Origin of the sequence: Sporosarcina soli (assembly GCF_042655805.1) — a bacterium.
GTDB classification, from domain to species: Bacteria; Bacillota; Bacilli; order Bacillales_A; family Planococcaceae; genus Sporosarcina; species Sporosarcina soli.
The window spans coordinates 146,041-163,567 of record NZ_JBHSNO010000022.1 but is presented as its reverse complement, the minus strand read 5'-3'; the positions used below and the strand labels follow the sequence as shown (position 1 = coordinate 163,567).

18 protein-coding genes are annotated in these 17,527 nt (G+C 39.4%); 15 read left to right on the top strand and 3 right to left on the bottom strand.

Annotation, left to right across the window (positions count from 1 at the left end):
• Window positions 1-104: 104 nt before the first annotated feature.
• The 12 genes from ACFPRA_RS24535 to ACFPRA_RS24480 all read left to right on the top strand — a co-directional run bounded on the left by ACFPRA_RS24535 (window position 105) and on the right by ACFPRA_RS24480 (window position 12,612).
• Window positions 105-1,493, top strand: a complete 1,389-nt coding sequence (locus ACFPRA_RS24535) for an aminotransferase-like domain-containing protein (RefSeq protein ID WP_381440657.1) — start codon at window positions 105-107, stop codon at window positions 1,491-1,493.
• Between the two features lie 128 nt (window positions 1,494-1,621).
• Entirely contained in the window at window positions 1,622-2,860 is a 1,239-nt protein-coding gene (locus tag ACFPRA_RS24530; protein ID WP_381440654.1) for a MalY/PatB family protein, read from the top strand.
• Between the two features lie 162 nt (window positions 2,861-3,022).
• On the top strand, window positions 3,023-4,303 hold the full coding sequence (locus ACFPRA_RS24525) for an amidohydrolase (RefSeq protein ID WP_381440651.1): 1,281 nt from the start codon (window positions 3,023-3,025) through the stop codon (window positions 4,301-4,303).
• A gap of 177 nt (window positions 4,304-4,480) precedes the next feature.
• The gene (locus ACFPRA_RS24520; protein WP_381440648.1) at window positions 4,481-5,791 is read left to right on the top strand and encodes an MFS transporter; all 1,311 of its coding nucleotides are present in this window, start codon (window positions 4,481-4,483) and stop codon (window positions 5,789-5,791) included.
• Between the two features lie 132 nt (window positions 5,792-5,923).
• Window positions 5,924-6,214: a hypothetical protein gene (locus ACFPRA_RS24515; RefSeq protein WP_381440646.1), complete on the top strand. Its 291-nt coding sequence runs from the start codon at window positions 5,924-5,926 to the stop codon at window positions 6,212-6,214.
• Window positions 6,215-6,375: 161 nt separating this feature from the next.
• Entirely contained in the window at window positions 6,376-7,680 is a 1,305-nt protein-coding gene (locus tag ACFPRA_RS24510; RefSeq protein WP_381440643.1) for an MFS transporter, read from the top strand.
• A gap of 89 nt (window positions 7,681-7,769) precedes the next feature.
• Window positions 7,770-8,978, top strand: a complete 1,209-nt coding sequence (locus ACFPRA_RS24505) for an aminotransferase-like domain-containing protein (RefSeq protein WP_381440641.1) — start codon at window positions 7,770-7,772, stop codon at window positions 8,976-8,978.
• A gap of 155 nt (window positions 8,979-9,133) precedes the next feature.
• Entirely contained in the window at window positions 9,134-9,364 is a 231-nt protein-coding gene (locus tag ACFPRA_RS24500) for a glutaredoxin family protein (RefSeq protein WP_381440639.1), read from the top strand.
• A gap of 168 nt (window positions 9,365-9,532) precedes the next feature.
• Window positions 9,533-10,204 carry an ArsR/SmtB family transcription factor gene (locus tag ACFPRA_RS24495; protein ID WP_381440636.1) on the top strand — a complete coding sequence of 224 codons (672 nt, stop codon included), beginning with the start codon at window positions 9,533-9,535 and terminating at the stop codon, window positions 10,202-10,204.
• Between the two features lie 32 nt (window positions 10,205-10,236).
• Window positions 10,237-11,337, top strand: coding sequence for a flavin monoamine oxidase family protein (locus ACFPRA_RS24490; protein ID WP_381440634.1), 1,101 nt, complete (start codon window positions 10,237-10,239; stop codon window positions 11,335-11,337).
• Between the two features lie 220 nt (window positions 11,338-11,557).
• Complete coding sequence (locus tag ACFPRA_RS24485; protein ID WP_381440631.1) at window positions 11,558-12,094, top strand: GNAT family N-acetyltransferase; 537 nt, start codon at window positions 11,558-11,560, stop codon at window positions 12,092-12,094.
• A gap of 68 nt (window positions 12,095-12,162) precedes the next feature.
• Window positions 12,163-12,612 carry an SgcJ/EcaC family oxidoreductase gene (locus ACFPRA_RS24480; protein ID WP_381440629.1) on the top strand — a complete coding sequence of 150 codons (450 nt, stop codon included), beginning with the start codon at window positions 12,163-12,165 and terminating at the stop codon, window positions 12,610-12,612.
• 87 nt (window positions 12,613-12,699) lie between these two features.
• Here the strand turns inward: ACFPRA_RS24480 and ACFPRA_RS24475 are convergent, their stop codons facing one another.
• Window positions 12,700-13,530, bottom strand: coding sequence for a MerR family transcriptional regulator (locus ACFPRA_RS24475; protein WP_381440626.1), 831 nt, complete (start codon window positions 13,528-13,530; stop codon window positions 12,700-12,702).
• A gap of 102 nt (window positions 13,531-13,632) precedes the next feature.
• Here ACFPRA_RS24475 and norA point away from each other — a divergent pair, with 102 nt between their 5' ends.
• Window positions 13,633-14,808: a multidrug efflux MFS transporter NorA gene (gene norA, locus ACFPRA_RS24470; protein WP_381440624.1), complete on the top strand. Its 1,176-nt coding sequence runs from the start codon at window positions 13,633-13,635 to the stop codon at window positions 14,806-14,808.
• A 125-nt stretch (window positions 14,809-14,933) separates the two neighbouring features.
• On the opposite strand, the gene ACFPRA_RS24465 is transcribed toward norA, so the two are convergent.
• Complete coding sequence (locus ACFPRA_RS24465) at window positions 14,934-15,377, bottom strand: carboxymuconolactone decarboxylase family protein (protein WP_381440622.1); 444 nt, start codon at window positions 15,375-15,377, stop codon at window positions 14,934-14,936.
• An 84-nt stretch (window positions 15,378-15,461) separates the two neighbouring features.
• Complete coding sequence (locus tag ACFPRA_RS24460; protein WP_381440619.1) at window positions 15,462-16,100, bottom strand: NAD(P)H-dependent oxidoreductase; 639 nt, start codon at window positions 16,098-16,100, stop codon at window positions 15,462-15,464.
• A 236-nt stretch (window positions 16,101-16,336) separates the two neighbouring features.
• Here ACFPRA_RS24460 and ACFPRA_RS24455 point away from each other — a divergent pair, with 236 nt between their 5' ends.
• Entirely contained in the window at window positions 16,337-16,828 is a 492-nt protein-coding gene (locus ACFPRA_RS24455; RefSeq protein WP_381440616.1) for an RrF2 family transcriptional regulator, read from the top strand.
• Between the two features lie 88 nt (window positions 16,829-16,916).
• A complete protein-coding gene (locus ACFPRA_RS24450) occupies window positions 16,917-17,525 on the top strand; it encodes a dihydrofolate reductase family protein (RefSeq protein WP_381440614.1) in 609 nt (202 codons plus the stop codon).
• Window positions 17,526-17,527 lie beyond the last annotated feature (2 nt).

Sequence of the window (17,527 nt, the reverse complement as noted above, 5' to 3'; positions counted from 1 at the left end):
AACGTACAGAGATTCCTCTGTACGTTTTTCTTTTCATGTAATAAAACTAGATTGCATTCTAAGCCATACAATCATATAATTGTATGAAAAAAAGGATGAGGATCATGCCGGTTAATTGTTTTGAAAACTATCCGATGAGTTGGAAGCCGTCCATTGATAAAACGAAAAAGCCGATCTATCAAGCTCTCGCCGAACAATTAAAACAGGATATTGTGAACGGCGTTTTATTGCCTGGTACAAAACTTCCTCCACAACGAGAATTGGCGGATTATTTAGATTTGAATTTGAGCACCATTTCCAAAGCGTTTAAAGTGTGCGGGTTAGAGGGGTTGTTAAGTTCGGCTGTTGGAAGTGGAACTTTTGTTTCGTATGATGCACTTTCGAATGCCTATTTACTTGAAGATTCGAAGCCGAAACATCTGATTGAAATGGGAGCTACATTACCAGACAATGATTCTTATGAGCCGCTTCTCGCCCAATTGAAAAGCATGGTCCAAGAAACCGATTATGAAAAGTGGTTTAGTTATGGTCGAGGAGGCGAAAGCCTTTGGCAGAAGGATGCTGCCGTACAGCTGATACGAAGAGGCGGGTTTGAAACGACTGTGGATCATATACTATTTGCGAACGGGGCGCAAAACGCCATTGCTGCCACATTGGCTAGTCTTTGCAAGCCAGGCGATCGTATTGGTGTTGACCATCATACATACCCGGGTTTAAAAACGGTTGCTGCGATGCTTAATGTACAAATCGTACCGATCCAGTCAGAAAACTATGTCATGAGTCCGGCCGCTTTTGAAAATGCATGTAAAAATGACAATATTAAAGGAATTTACTTGATTCCGGATTGTCATAATCCGACAGCATCCTGTATGTCCGTGGAGAATCGTAAAAAAATTGCAGCCATTGGCAAAAAGTATAATCAGTTCATTATCGAAGATGCATCGTACCAACTTCTTATCGAAAAACCATTTCCACCAATTGCATCATTTGCACCCGAACAGGTCATTTATATTGCGAGTTTGTCGAAATCAATGGCACCGGGGTTACGACTCGCTTATATGGCGGTGCCGAACCGATTCAAGGAACCCATTTCAAAGGCGCTTTATAATTTAAATATATCCGTTTCGCCACTATTAGCAGAATTGTCAGCACGGATGATTGTGTCAAATCAGTTTGAAGCCTTAATTGAAGGACATCGGAAACAAACGATCCGCAGAAACCAAGTCTTCGATCGATATTTGGCGGACTATATGAGTTTAGGCTGTGAAACAAGCATCTTTCGTTGGTTGCTATTGCCGAGCAGAATGACAGGTGCTGAATTTGAAAGCTTAGCTGCACAGTATGGTGTACAAGTTTATGCGGCCGAACGTTTTGTCGTTGGAAATAGTTCTCCGGAGCGTGCAGTCAGGATTTCTGTCTGTGCACCGGATACGCTTGAAGAGCTTGAGAAAGGAGTAGTCATTCTTAAGCGTTTGCTTAGTAATCTTATCTGATAAGGGTACAATTCATATAGTGTTTGCCATACAATTATCGCGTTGTATGGCTTTTTTTATTGTGCTATGCTGTCCATAGAAATTCAATTAAATTGATTTAACTAAAAATTCAAAAGGGTGGTAAATCAATGTATAATTTTGACGAAATTATTGACAGAAGAAATACAAATGCCATGAACACGGATGGTTTCCGAGCTTATATATTCGGTGCTGATGATACGACGGAATTTCCTTACAAGGATGAGGAGTTTATTAGAATGTGGGTGGCTGATATGGATTTTGCCACACCACAAGTCATTATCGATGCGATGAAAGAACGTTTGGACAAGAGGATATTCGGCTATACCCGGATTTTATCTGATTCCTATTACAAAGCTTTTGTGAATTGGACTCAGAAAAGATATGGATGGAGTTTTGAAAGAGAACACCTTGTCATGTCGAATGGAATTATCCCTGCATTATTTGAACTGGTTGATTATATTACTAAACCAGATGAAAAGGTCTTTTTTTTAACGCCATCCTATGCTTATTTTAAAAAAGCGGCAGATTATCATCAGCGTGAAAGTGTTTGCGCAGATCTCGTAAATGATGAGGGGTATTATACGATTGATTTTGATGATTTTGAGCGTAAAGCAGCCGATGAAACAACAAAACTCTTCATCCTATGTAATCCGCATAACCCGACAGGACGCGTTTGGACTGAAGAAGAGTTGAGAAAAATGGGCGAGATTTGCATCAAACACGGTGTGTGGATTATCTCAGATGAGATTCATTGTGATCTTTTGCGGGTGGGTCAACAACATATTCCGTTAGCTAAATTATTCCCTGAATATGACAAACTGGTCACGGCTATGGCTCCGAGTAAGACATTCAATATGGCCGGACTGATGATTTCGAATGTGATTATTCCGAATGACGCGTTAAGAGAAACCTGGCTTTCAAGACATTATAACTTTGATAATCCTGTAAGCGTTGCCGGTGCCCAAGCCGCTTATGAAAAGGGAGAGCATTGGTTGGAGGCGCTTACGGTTTACTTGGATGATAACTTTACCTTTACGAAAGAATATTTAGCGGAAAACTTACCGGAAGCCGGTTTTGAGATTGCCGAGTCAACATACCTTGCGTGGGTGGATGTAAGTGCTTACTTCGATAAGGACGTGGAACTTCCTATGTTTTTTGCCCGTGAAGCAGGGGTTCTATTAGAGGGTGGAGATATGTTTGTTCAGAATTCAGACTCCTACATCAGACTGAATCTGGCCATTCCGAGATCTGTATTAGCTGAAGGTCTTAAACGAATCTGCGGGGCAATCCAGACAAAGCAGAAAGAAACTGTGAAGTTGGGTTCCGAAGTTGGAAATGAAGTGTAAAGTACACAGGTAATTTGCATGATAATGTAAGGGGTTGCATGGATGGGAGAGTTTGATGTGTTTTTGCCAATCAGGCAGGCGTTCGTTGTGAAATAGAAGCGATTGCCTTAATTCCATAAGTGTTGATAGAAAGCTATAGAGAAAGGGATAGGTTGAATGGGAATGACGAATGCAACTGCTAATGGAGTGCAATTCAATGATGCATTAAAAAGTGCTAAAGAAGTAGAAGACTTTGTAATCGATGTAAGAAGGGACTTGCATCTACATCCTGAGATCAGTTTACAAGAAGAACGGACGATCAAGGTAGTCACTGAAGAATTAAAAAGAATGGATATAGAAGTTGAAATCGTGCCGGACGGTGGAATTATTGGCATCATCCATGGAGAACAAGCGGGGAAATCCTTAGTTTTACGAGCGGATCTGGATGCGTTGCCTATGAAAGAGGAAGAATGGAATTTAAAAGAGCGCAAGGTTGTTGTATCGACAAACGATGGAGCCGCCCATACATGCGGTCACGATGGACACACAGCTATGTTGCTAGGTGCGGCAAAAATCCTTACTCAAAACAAAGACAAGTTAAAAGGGAAAGTCATTCTTGCCTTTGAACAAGGAGAAGAGAACGGGACAGGCATCTATAATATTTTAAATCGATTGATCGACATTGGTGCGGATGGTATTTGGGGAATTCATCTGAAATCAGATGTACCATCAGGGAAAATTTCAGTAGACGCGGGTCCGAGAATGGCAGGTGCTTTTTCTTTTCATGTAAGCATAATAGGAAAAAGTGGACATGGATCAAGACCGGATCTATCTATTTCACCATTGGATTGCTTTACGGATTTTTATATGAATTTAAGAGCGATGAGGTTAAGTGCATTAGATCCATTTAAACCGATCACTTACTCTGTTGGAAGCATATCCTCCGGATCAGCTCCGAACGTCATCCCAGAAACACTTCAATTCAGTGGGACAGTCCGATATTTAAACTATGAACAAGGACTTCATGCTGAACGTGAGTTTAAGCGGATTTTGGAAAAAACATGTGAGCTTCATCAATGCACATATGAATTTATAAAAGAACCAAAGGCAGTCGATCTATTTGTTTACAATCAAGAAGACTGTGCCTCCATTGCGTTAGAAGCGGTTAAAAATTCGATAGGGGAAGATGCCGTTTATCAGTACCCAGCATGGATGGCCTCAGAAACGTTTGCTTATTATCAAAAATATTTCCCGGGAGTATTTGCATTTTTGGGGATTGAAAACGAAGAGAAAGGGATTGGAGCGGAACATCATAATGCCTACTTTGATCTTGATGAAGATGTATTAAAGTTAGGGGTGGCTACTACGGTTCAATACACGATCGACTTTTTAAATAGTAATCAAGAAATCAAGTTTAGCCCTGAACTAAAAAAACCTGAAGATTTAGTTGCCAACTCTCGCTGATAACGAGGCGAGCTGTTGGTACTGGAGACTGAAGCTTTAGACGATGTTCAATCATTATTTAAATACTTAACAATTTGTAAGCGTTTTCTGGAATGGACATTCAGTAGGGAGAAATGTTTCCTGTTTAAGAACCTCAATTATTAACAATTAAAATCTATAAAAATGGTGGTGGAGCTTGTGATTAAAATAGATCCTGCAGTACAAACCAATATTACTGAGCTGAAAGATAGACCAACTAGGCAAAGAGTTTTTCTAGTATTCATATTATTTATAGGGATTACAGTCGCTTATGTAGACCGTGTGAATGTTGCAGTTATAGCGGCGAATGGAAAGTTTCTTGCGGATATGGGGATTGCCGGAGATCCAGTGAAAATTGGTTTAATGATGACTTCTTTTTTGGTAGCCTATGCAATTTCAAATGTCATATTAAGTCCACTCGGAGATTATTTAGGACCTCGTAAAGCAATGGTATTGGCTTATTTGATCGTATGTATTTCTTTACTCATGGGAGGGATTGCAGGCACTTTTACAATGCTAATCGCTGCCAGACTTCTATTGGGAGTAGGAGAAGGTCTATATTATCCAATGCAAAACACATTCGTTAAAAATTGGTTTCCACCTAAGGAGCGTGGCCGGGCTAATACTGCTTGGATTATTGGTCAATCATTGTCACAAGCGATTGCTATGCCAATTTTTGCTTACCTTGTTATAGCGTTCTCTTGGAGATCGACTTTCTTGTTCGCGCTTGTTTTGAGCATAATCCCATTGTTGTTACTTTGGTTTTTTACAGCTGATACACCCCGTAAGCATAAAAAAGTTAATGAATTAGAACGAAAATATATTGAAGATGAACTTGAGAAAGAAAAAATTGCCAATAATGAAACTACCCTGACCCAAGCGTCTTTCTGGGAAAGGACAAAGACATTTGCTTTAAACTATCGTTTCTGGTTGCTCATGCTCACGCTCGCGACAAATTCAATAATCTCTTGGGGATTAGTCACATGGTTACCAACTTATTTAAATCAAGAGCGTGGATTTTCTTGGACAGCAATGGGCTGGTTAGCGACCCTTCCATTTGTATTGGGGATCCTCTTTAAACTGCTCTCCGGATATATTATTGATCGGATGGGAAGAAATGCACCTGTTATTACAATCTCGGCTTTACTCTGTGGGGCGGCAGTATTTTTTGGCATAAATGCTGAAAATAATCTACTTGCAGCGCTATTAATCGCTTTTGCTGTGGGTGTTTTATCCATGCAAATTCCCGCGATTTTTACATTGTTACAAAGTTTGGTTCCTAGAAATACAATATCTTCTGCAACGGGAACTTTAAATGGGATTGCAGTACTATTTGGGGCCCTTGCTCCTGTATTGATAGGTGTTTCTATTAATTTGACAGGTAATTTTAACAGTGCCTTATATCTTTTAATGGGTATTGTTCTACTAGGTGCGGTATTTTCAGGAATTTTAGCAACCCAAAAATTATAATGGATGTAGAGTGTCTATTCTACTATTTGCAAATTAAAACGTTTGCCATACAATTTAGTGATTGTTTGGCTTTGTTATACATGCTACTATTGATTGTAGATTCAGAAGATTAATTAAAAGGAGGCTCATTAAATGAATGCAAAAGCATATTTAGAAATTACTATGGTGATTAATGAAGCAAACCGTCCAGCAGCAGCCAAGGTATACGCAGATTATCGCGAACCATTTCTGACGCAAATTCAAGGTGCCGTATCCAAGGAACTTCTGATTAGAGATGAAGATGTACAAGTCCTTCATGGATTCTATCGGGTTGAGGATGTAGAAGCTTATCTAAATAGTGAATTGTTTAATCAGGATGTTTTTGTGAGTCTTAAACCATTATTAAGTGCTGATCCTGAAGTGAAAATTTATAGTGTGGCATAGTAAATGAGCTAGAAGTTGTAGTAAATAGATTATAGAAGATAAAAAATTGTTTGCCATACAAATATAATGTTGTATGGCTTTTTTGTATATGTTAAGATATTTTGAATCTAGTTAGAAGATATAGAAAATAAAATCAACATGCTAGAAAGGTCGTTTTAATCGTGTCACAACATCGTGGACGTAAGGCAGATACTCAATCCTTCATTAACTCTCCGGAAAAACAGCAACAACTTTATAAGAGGACGTTACTCGTTGTTGTCATCTCCCAAATTTTTGGAGGGGCTGGACTGGCAGCAGGCATCACAGTGGGGGCGCTTCTTGCCCGGGATATGCTGGGTACGGATAGTGTAACGGGGCTTCCAACCGCATTGTTTACTTTGGGGTCGGCAGGGGCTGCATTACTTGTGGGGCGGCTATCTCAGCGGTTTGGACGTCGTACCGGACTGACGACTGGATTTTTGGCTGGAGGGCTTGGTGCCATTGGCGTCATCATTGCGGCAGTGACCAATAGCATTTTGCTGTTATTCCTTTCGCTATTAATCTATGGGGCTGGAACTGCGACAAACTTGCAAGCACGCTATGCAGGAACAGACTTGGCCAGCTCCAAACAAAGGGCAAAGGCTGTCAGTATAGCGATGGTATCCACTACATTCGGTGCGGTTGCGGGTCCGAACTTAGTGGATGTAATGGGCAACTTTGCAATGTCCTTAGGCATTCCGGCTTTAGCGGGACCTTTTATATTGGCTGCTGCTGCTTATACACTTGCTGGTTTGATTCTCTTCTTTTTGCTTAGGCCAGATCCATTTATTGTGGCAAAAGCAATCGCGGATGCTCAGCGATCATCCGGTCGTTTACCTTTAGAGGAAAACGCTGATTTGTCAATGATCGATAAGCGACGAGGTATTTTTGCAGGCGCTTCCGTTATGGTGATTACTCAATTTGTGATGACTTCCATTATGACGATGACCCCCATCCATATGGGACATCATGGGTTTGGTTTGAATGCAGTTGGAATTGTCATTGGATTTCATATCGGTGCGATGTTCTTGCCTTCATTGGTAACAGGGATGCTAGTTGATAAAATCGGCCGTTCCGCAATGGTGATTGCTTCTGCCATTACGCTACTTGCTGCAGGCTTTTTAGCAGCTTTGGGGCCAGCTGATTCGATGGCAGTGCTTGTTACAGCACTAGTTTTACTTGGACTTGGATGGAATTTTGGATTGATCAGCGGGACTGCCATCCTGGTCGATGCAACGCTACCAACTACTCGCGCTAAGACGCAGGGGTCTGTGGATGTCGGAATTGCTTTGTCAGGGGCGATTGGTGGAGGTCTATCCGGAATCATCGTAGCCCAATCCAGTTTTTCCACTCTTTCAATTGCCGGTGCTATGCTTTCATTGGTACTGATTCCAATTGTGATGTGGGCTGGTATCCATAAACAATGGAAGCCTGCTGAAAGTAATTAAAGATTAAAGGTGCTATTCAAGTCATGATAGCACCTTTATAATAATTTTTATGCATGATCACTTATTTATCAAGAGGAGATGCTTTTTAGATGGAGTATAGATTTGCAGCGAGAGCGGGTTCGGTAAAATCTTCCGAAACGAGAGAAATACTGAAAGTAACAGAGAGACCAGAAATCATCTCTTTTGCAGGTGGATTACCGGCTCCGGAGTTGTTTCCGATTGAGGCGCTCCGGGATGTCTGTAATGTTGTATTGAATGAAGAGGGTGCAGCCGCACTGCAATATAGCACGACCGAGGGTTATAGACCTTTACGTGAAGCAATTTGTCAAAGAATGAAAGCTGTTGGGATTAACACAATGAGTGAAAATGTGCTGATTACATCAGGGTCCCAGCAAGCGATCGACCTTACGGGAAGATTACTGATCGATGCAGGCGATACGATTATTTGTGAAAGTCCAACCTATCTGGCAGCCATTAATGCATTCAAATCCTATGATGCAAATTTCGTCGAAGTTGTGATGGATGACGATGGCATGGTCATGGAAGAGTTGGAGAAAAAGTTACAAGCGCATCCGAACACAAAATTGATCTATACGATTCCGGATTTCCAGAATCCCACAGGTCGCACATTGAAACTGGAAAGACGAAAAAGAATGATTGAGTTGGCGAATCAATACGATGTGCTCATTTTGGAGGATAATCCTTACGGAGCGGTTCGATTTGCCGGAGAGGAACTACCGCCTGTTAAGCATTTTGACATAGAGGGAAGAGTGATTTATTTAAGCACGTTCTCTAAAATTTTCACTCCGGGTCTTCGTCTTGGCTGGATCGTGGCAGAGAAAGCTTTCATAGACAAGTACGTTGCTTTTAAACAAATAGCCGATTTACATACCGACAGTTTTGCTCAAAGAATCACAGCGAAATATTTGGAACTTTACGATATCGAAGCGCATATCGATAAAATCAAAACGGTTTATAAAGAAAGATGCACAACGATGTTAGCATGTATTGAAGAATTTTTCCCGAAGAAGTTGTCTTATAGTAAACCCGAAGGTGGATTATTCATTTGGGTGGAACTTCTGGAGGATATGGATGCATCACATATATTTACAGAATGCTTGAAAAACAATGTCGCTTGTGTAACAGGTGCGCCATTTTTTCCGAATGGTACCCGAAACAATGCTTTGCGTTTGAATTTCTCAAATATGTCCAAAGAAACAATCAGAGTCGGGATTCAGCGAATGGGAGAAGTCTTGCATCGTGAATTGGAAAAAGAACCGGCATTGATAAACGGATAACTAGAAGTAGTAGCAAGGTAAAGAGTAACTCATTGACTTTTGAAGAAAAAGAATTTACAATTAAACTATTCAATTAACCAATTGAATAGTTTAATTGTGTTTTTATATCTTTGGATTTGGTTACAAAAACTTTATTCAGAATAGGAGAGTTTTTTATGAATCAAATTACAGTTTATACTACGAATACTTGTCCGTATTGTACGATGATGACAAACTTCTTGACGGAGAATGGACTTCCGTTTAAAGAAGTAAACGTCCAACAGGAACCACTTGCTGCGAACTATTTGGCGAATAAAACTGGTCAAATGGGAGTTCCTCAAACTGAGGTAAACGGCCAATGGGTATTGGGATTTGATCCAGATAGAATTATGCAACTCGTTAAGTGAAGTTGGAAAAGAGGAGGGAGTCATTTCCTCCTCTTCTACCTATTTAAAGCTATAAGGGAACCAAACTTTGTTAACTAATGAGCTGGAGATCAGTCTCTTGTTACTTTCACATCAACTGTAGTAGCATCAACTATGCAATTAATTAATTGAATATTGAGGATGATAAGTATGGAAGAATTTTCACCTTCAGCAAAGAATTATAAAGATGAGTTGTTTAAGCAATTGTCCAGAATCGGAAAATGTTTATCCAGTGACAAACGCCTTGAGCTATTAAATATACTCTCTCAGGGGCCAAAAACAGTTGAAAGACTGGCGCAGGATACTGGTATGAGTATGGCGAATGTTTCTCGCCATCTGCAAGTTCTCAATGACTCGAGACTGGTCAAGTATACTAAAAAAGGAACATATGTCATTTATTCAATCGCGGATCCATCAGTTGCTGATTTTTTGTATACTTTATGGAATATCGGTGAAAGCCGACTCACAGACATGACCCGGATCAAAGAAGACTTCTATGAGGACATGGAAGGGTTATATACACTAACGAAAGAGGAAGTATATGAAAAGGTAAAGGGCGGAAATATTGTGCTTATGGACATGCGACCGACAGAGGAGTATGAGGCGGGGCATATAGAAGGGGCGCTCTCTGTTCCGTTGGAAGAGTTGGATTTATATCTTCAACAATTACCTAAAGATAAAGAAATCATAGCCTATTGTAGAGGGAAGTATTGTGCCTTTTCAGCTATCGCTGCTCAAAAGCTAAAGAATGAAGGGTTTATGGCTTACCATATGGCGGAAAGCATGTATGAATGGCAGAAATATTTAGAGCTAAAACATTAATGATAAAAGAATGGCTGAAAAGAGGAAGGAACATGAAAAAAACGATCGTCATTGTTGGAGCTGGTTTAAGTGGTCTTCGGGCTGCATCTTTACTGACTGCACAGGGGATTACATGTAAGGTGCTAGAAGCAAGGGATCGAATTGGCGGTAGGGTCTTGAGCACTTCTGTTCCAAACAGACCTGATCTAGGCAAATTTGACCTCGGGCCTTCATGGTTTTGGCCACAGTATGAGAGCACGATTACGAATCTGGTGAAAGACTTGAATGTAGGGACTTTCGACCAGTACACCAAAGGGGCAATGCTTTTTGAACGTTTTCAAAATGAACCGCCGGAGCGTTATAGGCATCCAGAAAACTCCGATGCAATCTCGGTGCGTTTTAGGGGAGGTGTGCAGTCCCTTATCGATGCGCTAGCAGATACGATTCCTTCAGGGGTTGTCGAGCTAAATACAAGCGTTACGGCAATTCGACTTGAAAAAGATGACGCTATCACGATTGAGACGAATCAAGCTGATGGAAAAAGAAAATCTTTTTCGGCAGATGCTGTTATCCTTGCATTGCCACCTCGAATTGTAGCACGTCATATTCATTTTTCTCCTTCACTTCCTCCGAATCTTATGACCAATCTTGTAAACAAACCTACGTGGATGGCGGGACAAGCCAAGGCAGTTGCAGTCTATGATCGTCCCTTTTGGAGAGAATCAGGGCTTTCTGGATTCGTATCGAGCCGGGTTGGGCCTATGCAGGAAATCCATGATGCTTCTTCTGACACAGGTACGGGTGCCTTATTTGGTTTCTTTGGGGTTCCGGCAAATTCGCGCCAAGAACTGGGTGAGGATCAGCTTCTAAAATTAGTTATGGATCAATTGGTGAGGCTCTTTGGCCCCGCGGCTGAAAATGTCAATGCTCTCCTCTACAAAGATTGGTCCGAAGATTTTGAAACTGCGGTAGAAGAAGACTTAGATCCGCTTACCCATTATCCAAGCTATGGCCAACTACCAATAGTAGGCGATTGGGAAAAGAAAATTATTTTAGCCAGTACGGAGACGAGTTCGCAATTTGGAGGTCATCTTGAAGGGGCACTTCAGGCAGCGGAACAGGCGGTTTTGGTAATCGTTAATTATACGAGGTGACGGTATATGATGAAAGCCATACAGGTTCCGTCCAAAGGAGAAAAGGCGAAACTGGTCGAGCTCCTGCTCTCACCCCAATGCATGAAAATTTATTTACACAGAAAAAAGTAATAACAGGAACCTTGATAGTGAATTTATGGAAGGGAAAAATGGTAAACCACTGAATCATGTTCTACTATTTTTAAATTGTAAGTGTTACAGGAAGGGAAGGTTGTTATTAATGGACTTGATGATTAGACAAGAGGAAGTCGAGGATTATGAAGTAACAGAAAAAGTAGTAAAGTGGGCATTCGCTAATGCGGAACAGAGTGATAAAAAAGAACATATTTTGGTATCTCGAATTAGAGATTCCGACTCATTCATTCCAGAATTATCGTTAGTAGCGATAGATAAAGAAAGCAAGAGGGTATTGGGACACATTCTTTTATCCAAGATAAAAATTTCTAATAAAGATCAAATTGTAGGGTCAATTGCCCTTGCGCCTGTATCTGTTTTGCCGGAGTATCAAAATAAGGGTATAGGAAGACTGTTAATTACGGAAGCATTGCGAAAAGCAACAGAGCTTGGATACAAATCGGTTATTGTCCTAGGACATCCGGAATATTATCCAAAGTTCGGGTTCAAAAAAGCATCTATATGGGGAATAAAAGCATCTTTCGAAGTACCAGATGAGGCATTGATGGCAATGGAATTACGTGAAAATGCACTTGAGAAGATTTCAGGAATTGTGGAATATCCAAGTGTGTTTTTTGAATGAATACTCATAAGGTGCAAAAGCAGCAGTTTATACAAGGGCTAATCACAATTTACGAGGAGGAATAGAATATGACTGCTCCATTTCAGAATGAAGTTCAAAATCTTTATCAACAACTAATTGATGCGTGGAATAGACGTGACGCAAAGGGAATGTCAGAACAATTTGCAGAACACGGAGTCCAAATTGGATTTGATGGCAGTAAGGTAATTGGGCAAGAAGAAATTTTTTTGCACGTTAAGCCCATCTTTGAAGAACATCCTACTGCCCCTTTTGTAACAAAAGTGAAGGATATACGACCTCTAGGAAATGATGCTGCAATTTTACACGCAATAGCGGGAATGATTCCACCTGGAAAATCAGATATTGAGCCCGCCGTAAATGCCCATCAAACACTAGTTGCAGTGAAAAAGGATCATGGCTGGCGTATTGAGTTATTTCAAAACACCCCTGCTCAGTTTCATGGGAGACCCGAGTTAGTTGAGGAAATGACTGAAGAGTTAAGGCAGTTAATTCGGTAGCTAAGTAGCGGATAAGGAACGCAGATCCATTAAGTTCTTGTCTGAACAAAAAGCCTGGTTGAACGCCCAGGCTCATTTATGCTATTGTTAATCATTTCTAACAACCTGCATCATAATTTTAGTAACATATTGTTCATTGTCATTTTTTACGACCGTATCATAGATATATTCTTCAAAGACATAATTCCCTAAGGTTAAATCCAAACGTTCCAGCTCTGCAAAAAGCCTCTCGTATGTATGGTGTATGGTTTGATCTTCTCCGATATGATACCCAATGAGAAAATCCCCCTTTACTGCCTGAAAGTACGGATAACCTTCCTTTGGTTGTGGTTGCTCGATATATAAAAAGCTGTAGTTGGAATACTCCCCCTTTAAGACTTGTTCACGTTTCGTTATTCCACCAATCGGGTAACCTGTATCCAACTTTGCTTCGTTTATTTCACCAATAAATTCCGAAACGACCTCTACAAATTCGTCATCGGACATATTTTCAATGTTTCTGCTTAGGTAAAGCATAGCTTCCGGTAAATGTTGGAGCGTGATTTGGTCAAAGTCTATTTGTAGGGATTCTTCGACTAACGCAATTTTTGTGTCAATCAGTTTTTCCTTCATTTCAATTTCCTGACGCATTTTTATAATCTCGTCCTTTTGCTGATACATTAACGTTAGAAAACTTTCTGGCGATTTATTTTGTGTGTATTGTTGAATGTCATGTAGGGACATTCCAAGCGTTTTTAATAGGTCGATGACATAGAACAGATCGATTTGGTTGATGGAATAAAAACGGTAGCCTTTTTCGTTTTTAAATAGAGGAGATAACAGACCAATTTGGTCATAATAAAAAAGGGTCTGTTTATTCACTTTGCAAAGCTTTGCAAATTCACCTGTCGTTAAATATTTAACATTTTTTTCATGCACTTTTCACATCAGCCCCTTGACTATATAGTTACTATATACACTACGATAGTATCTGTAAAGTAATTAAACGAATACACTTTTGTGTTTAAGGAGTACGTAAAAATGCGATCTTATAATCTGACGTTAGGATTATTATTATTCAATTTATTTATAGCGTTCTTGGGCATTGGTCTCGTCATTCCAGTCTTACCAACGTTGATGAATGAACTAGGGATCGATGGAAAGACGATTGGATATTTAACAGCGGCATTCGCAATTGCACAATTGATTTTTTCACCATTTGCAGGAAAAGCGGTCGATAAGATAGGCAGAAAAGTGATGTTGGTCATCGGCCTATTTATTTTCGGGTTTTCGGAATTTTTATTTGGGATGGGTAAAGAGCTATGGGTGTTATTCATTTCGCGTACATTAGGCGGAGTCAGTGCGGCGTTCATTATGCCAGCTGTAACGGCTTATATTGCGGATATTACAACTTCAAAAAATCGTCCCAAAGCCCTCGGCTATATGTCAGCTGCCATTAGTACAGGCTTTATCATTGGGCCGGGGATCGGTGGATTTTTAGCGGAATTTGGTACGCGCATGCCCTTCTACTTTGCGGGGGTGCTTGGTACAGTAGCCGCAATCCTGACAATTATTTTTATAACAGAGCCAGAACGTGTAGCACAGTCGAATGAGCAAACTTCAGAAACGCAGAAAGGGTTCAGACGTGTTTTTGAACCGAAATATTTCATCGCGTTTATGTTGATTTTTATTGCTTCATTTGGTTTGGCGGCTTTTGAATCGTTTTTTAGCCTATTTGTGGATCATAAATTTCAATTTACCCCAACCGATATTGCCATTGTGATTACAGGAGGTGCCATTTTTGGTGCAGCTGCACAAGTGTTGCTTTTTGATAGGCTAACTAGAATTTGGGGTGAAATTAAGCTTATTCGCTACAGCTTGATTTTATCGGGAATACTTGTTTTTCTTATGACGGTTGTACATTCCTATTTCACGATTTTACTTGTTACGTTTATCGTTTTTGTCGGGTTCGATTTATTCCGGCCAGCTGTTACGTCGTATCTTTCGAATGTTGCGGGAAATGAGCAAGGGTTCGCAGGTGGCATGAACTCGATGTTTACAAGTTTAGCGAACATTAGCGGACCTATTCTCGGTGGAATCTTATTTGATATCGATATAAATTTTCCTTACTATTTTGCCACTGTCGTACTCTTTGTCGGGGTTGTGTTAACTTTCTTTTGGAGAAAACAACATACGGTAGAGGAAAAAGGAATATAAAAAGTAGACACTGGGCGGTCTATTACAACAACATAAGAAAATATAATATGCCGATGATTCCTTTGCTTAGGAAACATCGGCTTTTTTCATGGTGAAATTTACATTCGTTATAGGAACCTTATACATCACCTTTCAGTGGCTGTATTTCCCATTGCGATCGAAATTCTATTCCAACTGTTGATTTGATTAATGATTAGAACGAGGTCAACATATTGTCTCTCGTCATAATGTTCACGTACACGTTGATAAAGTTCGTCTGGCACACGTTTTGTCGGGATAAGAGTTACGTACTCCGTCAACTCAAGAGCTACCTTTTCAGCATCCGTGTAAAATGTACACTCTTTCCAAGCACTAATACAATATAGGCGCTGTTCCGTTTCTTTCATCTTTCTAGCATCAGCTGTATGCATGTCAATACAATATGCACAGCCATTGATTTGAGATGCCCGAATTTTAATCAGTTCTCGAAGCTTGCGGTCTATACCTGTAGTTTTTGCATACTTTTCCATTTCCATCATAATGTTAAGTGCTTCTGGTGCAACGTTATAATAATCAATTCTTTGTTTCATCTTTAATTACCTCCTTAAAAATCTTAGTTAACTCTGTATTTTTATACCTTTCCCTTTAATTCAAAAGGTCGCTGAATTTCTAGTTTAGAAAGATTGTGAGTTAATATAACCTACTAATTCTTTTTCAGTTGATTTTATGATTTCTTCTTTGTCGTTAGTAAGCATGTCTAGGCCTTGAGCACGTATTAATTTCATTTGGTTAATTCCCATCATGTGCAGTACTCCGCGCATATATTGTGGCGCAAAATCTAAATTTACATATCGGTAATTAGTATCGTATTCACTTCCACTCGTGAGGATAAATGTGACCTTGGTAGTTTCGTCTGACATTAATCCAACTGAACCAGTTTCAGTGTATTTGAATGTTTCTCTTGCCGTTAGAATATTATCCAGATAGTCTTTAAACTTTGCAGGCACATTCCAATTATGCAAAGGCATGTAAATATAAATATAATTTGCTGACTTCCATTGTTTAATTAATTTATATTGTGCTTCATGATTTTTTAATCGTTCAGCAGACATTTCTTTAGGATCAGTAAAATTTAAAGTGTCAGCAGTAACTTGCGGGATAAAATTATTGGGATCGTAAACATTTAATACTTCGATTGTTCCTTGACCATTTAATTTTTCTTGTAAAGTTTTTAATCCAACATCTGCTAAACGGTTTGCTGTTCTTTTTTGATTGTTGCAATCAGGATGAGCCATTAACTGTAAAATATTCATTGTTCCACCTCTATTAGTTTGATTATTTTGTAGTTCCATTCATTGTTCCGACTTATTTCCTCCTAAACAGGTTCCGATTGGGGACTAATTCAATCGACGATTAACATTGTCTATGATATAAATTATAATTATTTTTGTCAAGAAAATATGGTTTACCAAAAATCTTTTATTTGACTAAGACTCTAAATACACCTAAGATACAATTTGAAAATCTTTAAAAAAGGCAGGTGAGTTTTATGCAATATAGTGTCGGAGTTGAATATGCTTTACATTGTCTGGTTTATTTAATTGATGCACCTTCAGAGGAAAGTGTCGGGATCAAAGATTTGGCAGAATTCCAAGGACTTTCCGAGACATTTCTTTCAAAAGTTTTCGGTAAATTATCTAAGGCTGGTATTGTAAGTTCCATTCCAGGAGTTAAGGGTGGTTATAAACTTGCTAAATCTCCAGAAGATATTTCCTTTTGGGATGTAGTGGAAGCCGTTGAAGGTCCAAAACCTATTTTTCAATGTAAAAATATAAAAGATAATGGTTATTTGTATCGAGAAGGCTGCTGTTCAGCTCCCTCCTTTTGCACCATCAATTTAGTTATGCTCGAAGCGGAAGAAAAAATGCGTAATTATTTAAGGGGTCAAACACTTGCATGGTTAAATGAAGAGCTTGAGCGTACCTTGCCCAAACAAATACGTGAAGATACCCGGAAATATTTCAGGAAGAGTAACATATAAAAAAATTTCATGACATTCCTTGATTAAAAGAATTTTAATTTTGTTCAGCAGTCGGACCATATGGTGAAACGACTAAGGAGGCGAAATTATGTCCAATAACGTAAGACCAAGAAAAATAATTTTGGATTTAGCAGTTACTTTAGATGGTTTTATTGAAGGTGAAAATGGAGAAATTGATTGGTGCGTCATGGACTCCGAGATGGGATTTACTCATTTCCTAAATCAAATTGATACTATTTTGTATGGAAGAAAAAGCTATGATTTATGGGGACAATATACGCCAAAAATGGAAGATACTGATGATGAAAAAGAGTTGTGGGAATTAGTTCATAGTAAAGAGAAATATGTATTTTCTAGAACGCAAAAAAGAACTGATCATACAGCAATATTTATAAATGAAAATATTTCTGAAGAAGTAAATAAATTAAAGAACAAACCCGGTAAGGATATCTGGTTATACGGTGGAGCAGATCTTATTACAACTTTTATAAATTTAGGGCTTGTAGATGAATTTAGATTATCAGTACACCCTGTTGTTTTAGGAGAAGGAAAACCGTTATTTAAAGATATAAAACAGCGGTTAAACTTAAAAATGGTTAACACAAAAACATTCTCTTCCGGTGTTGTGCAAATAATCTACCATGCGAATAGTGACGTTAACAGTAATCCTGACGGTGATGAAGGGCGGTCCCATTAATG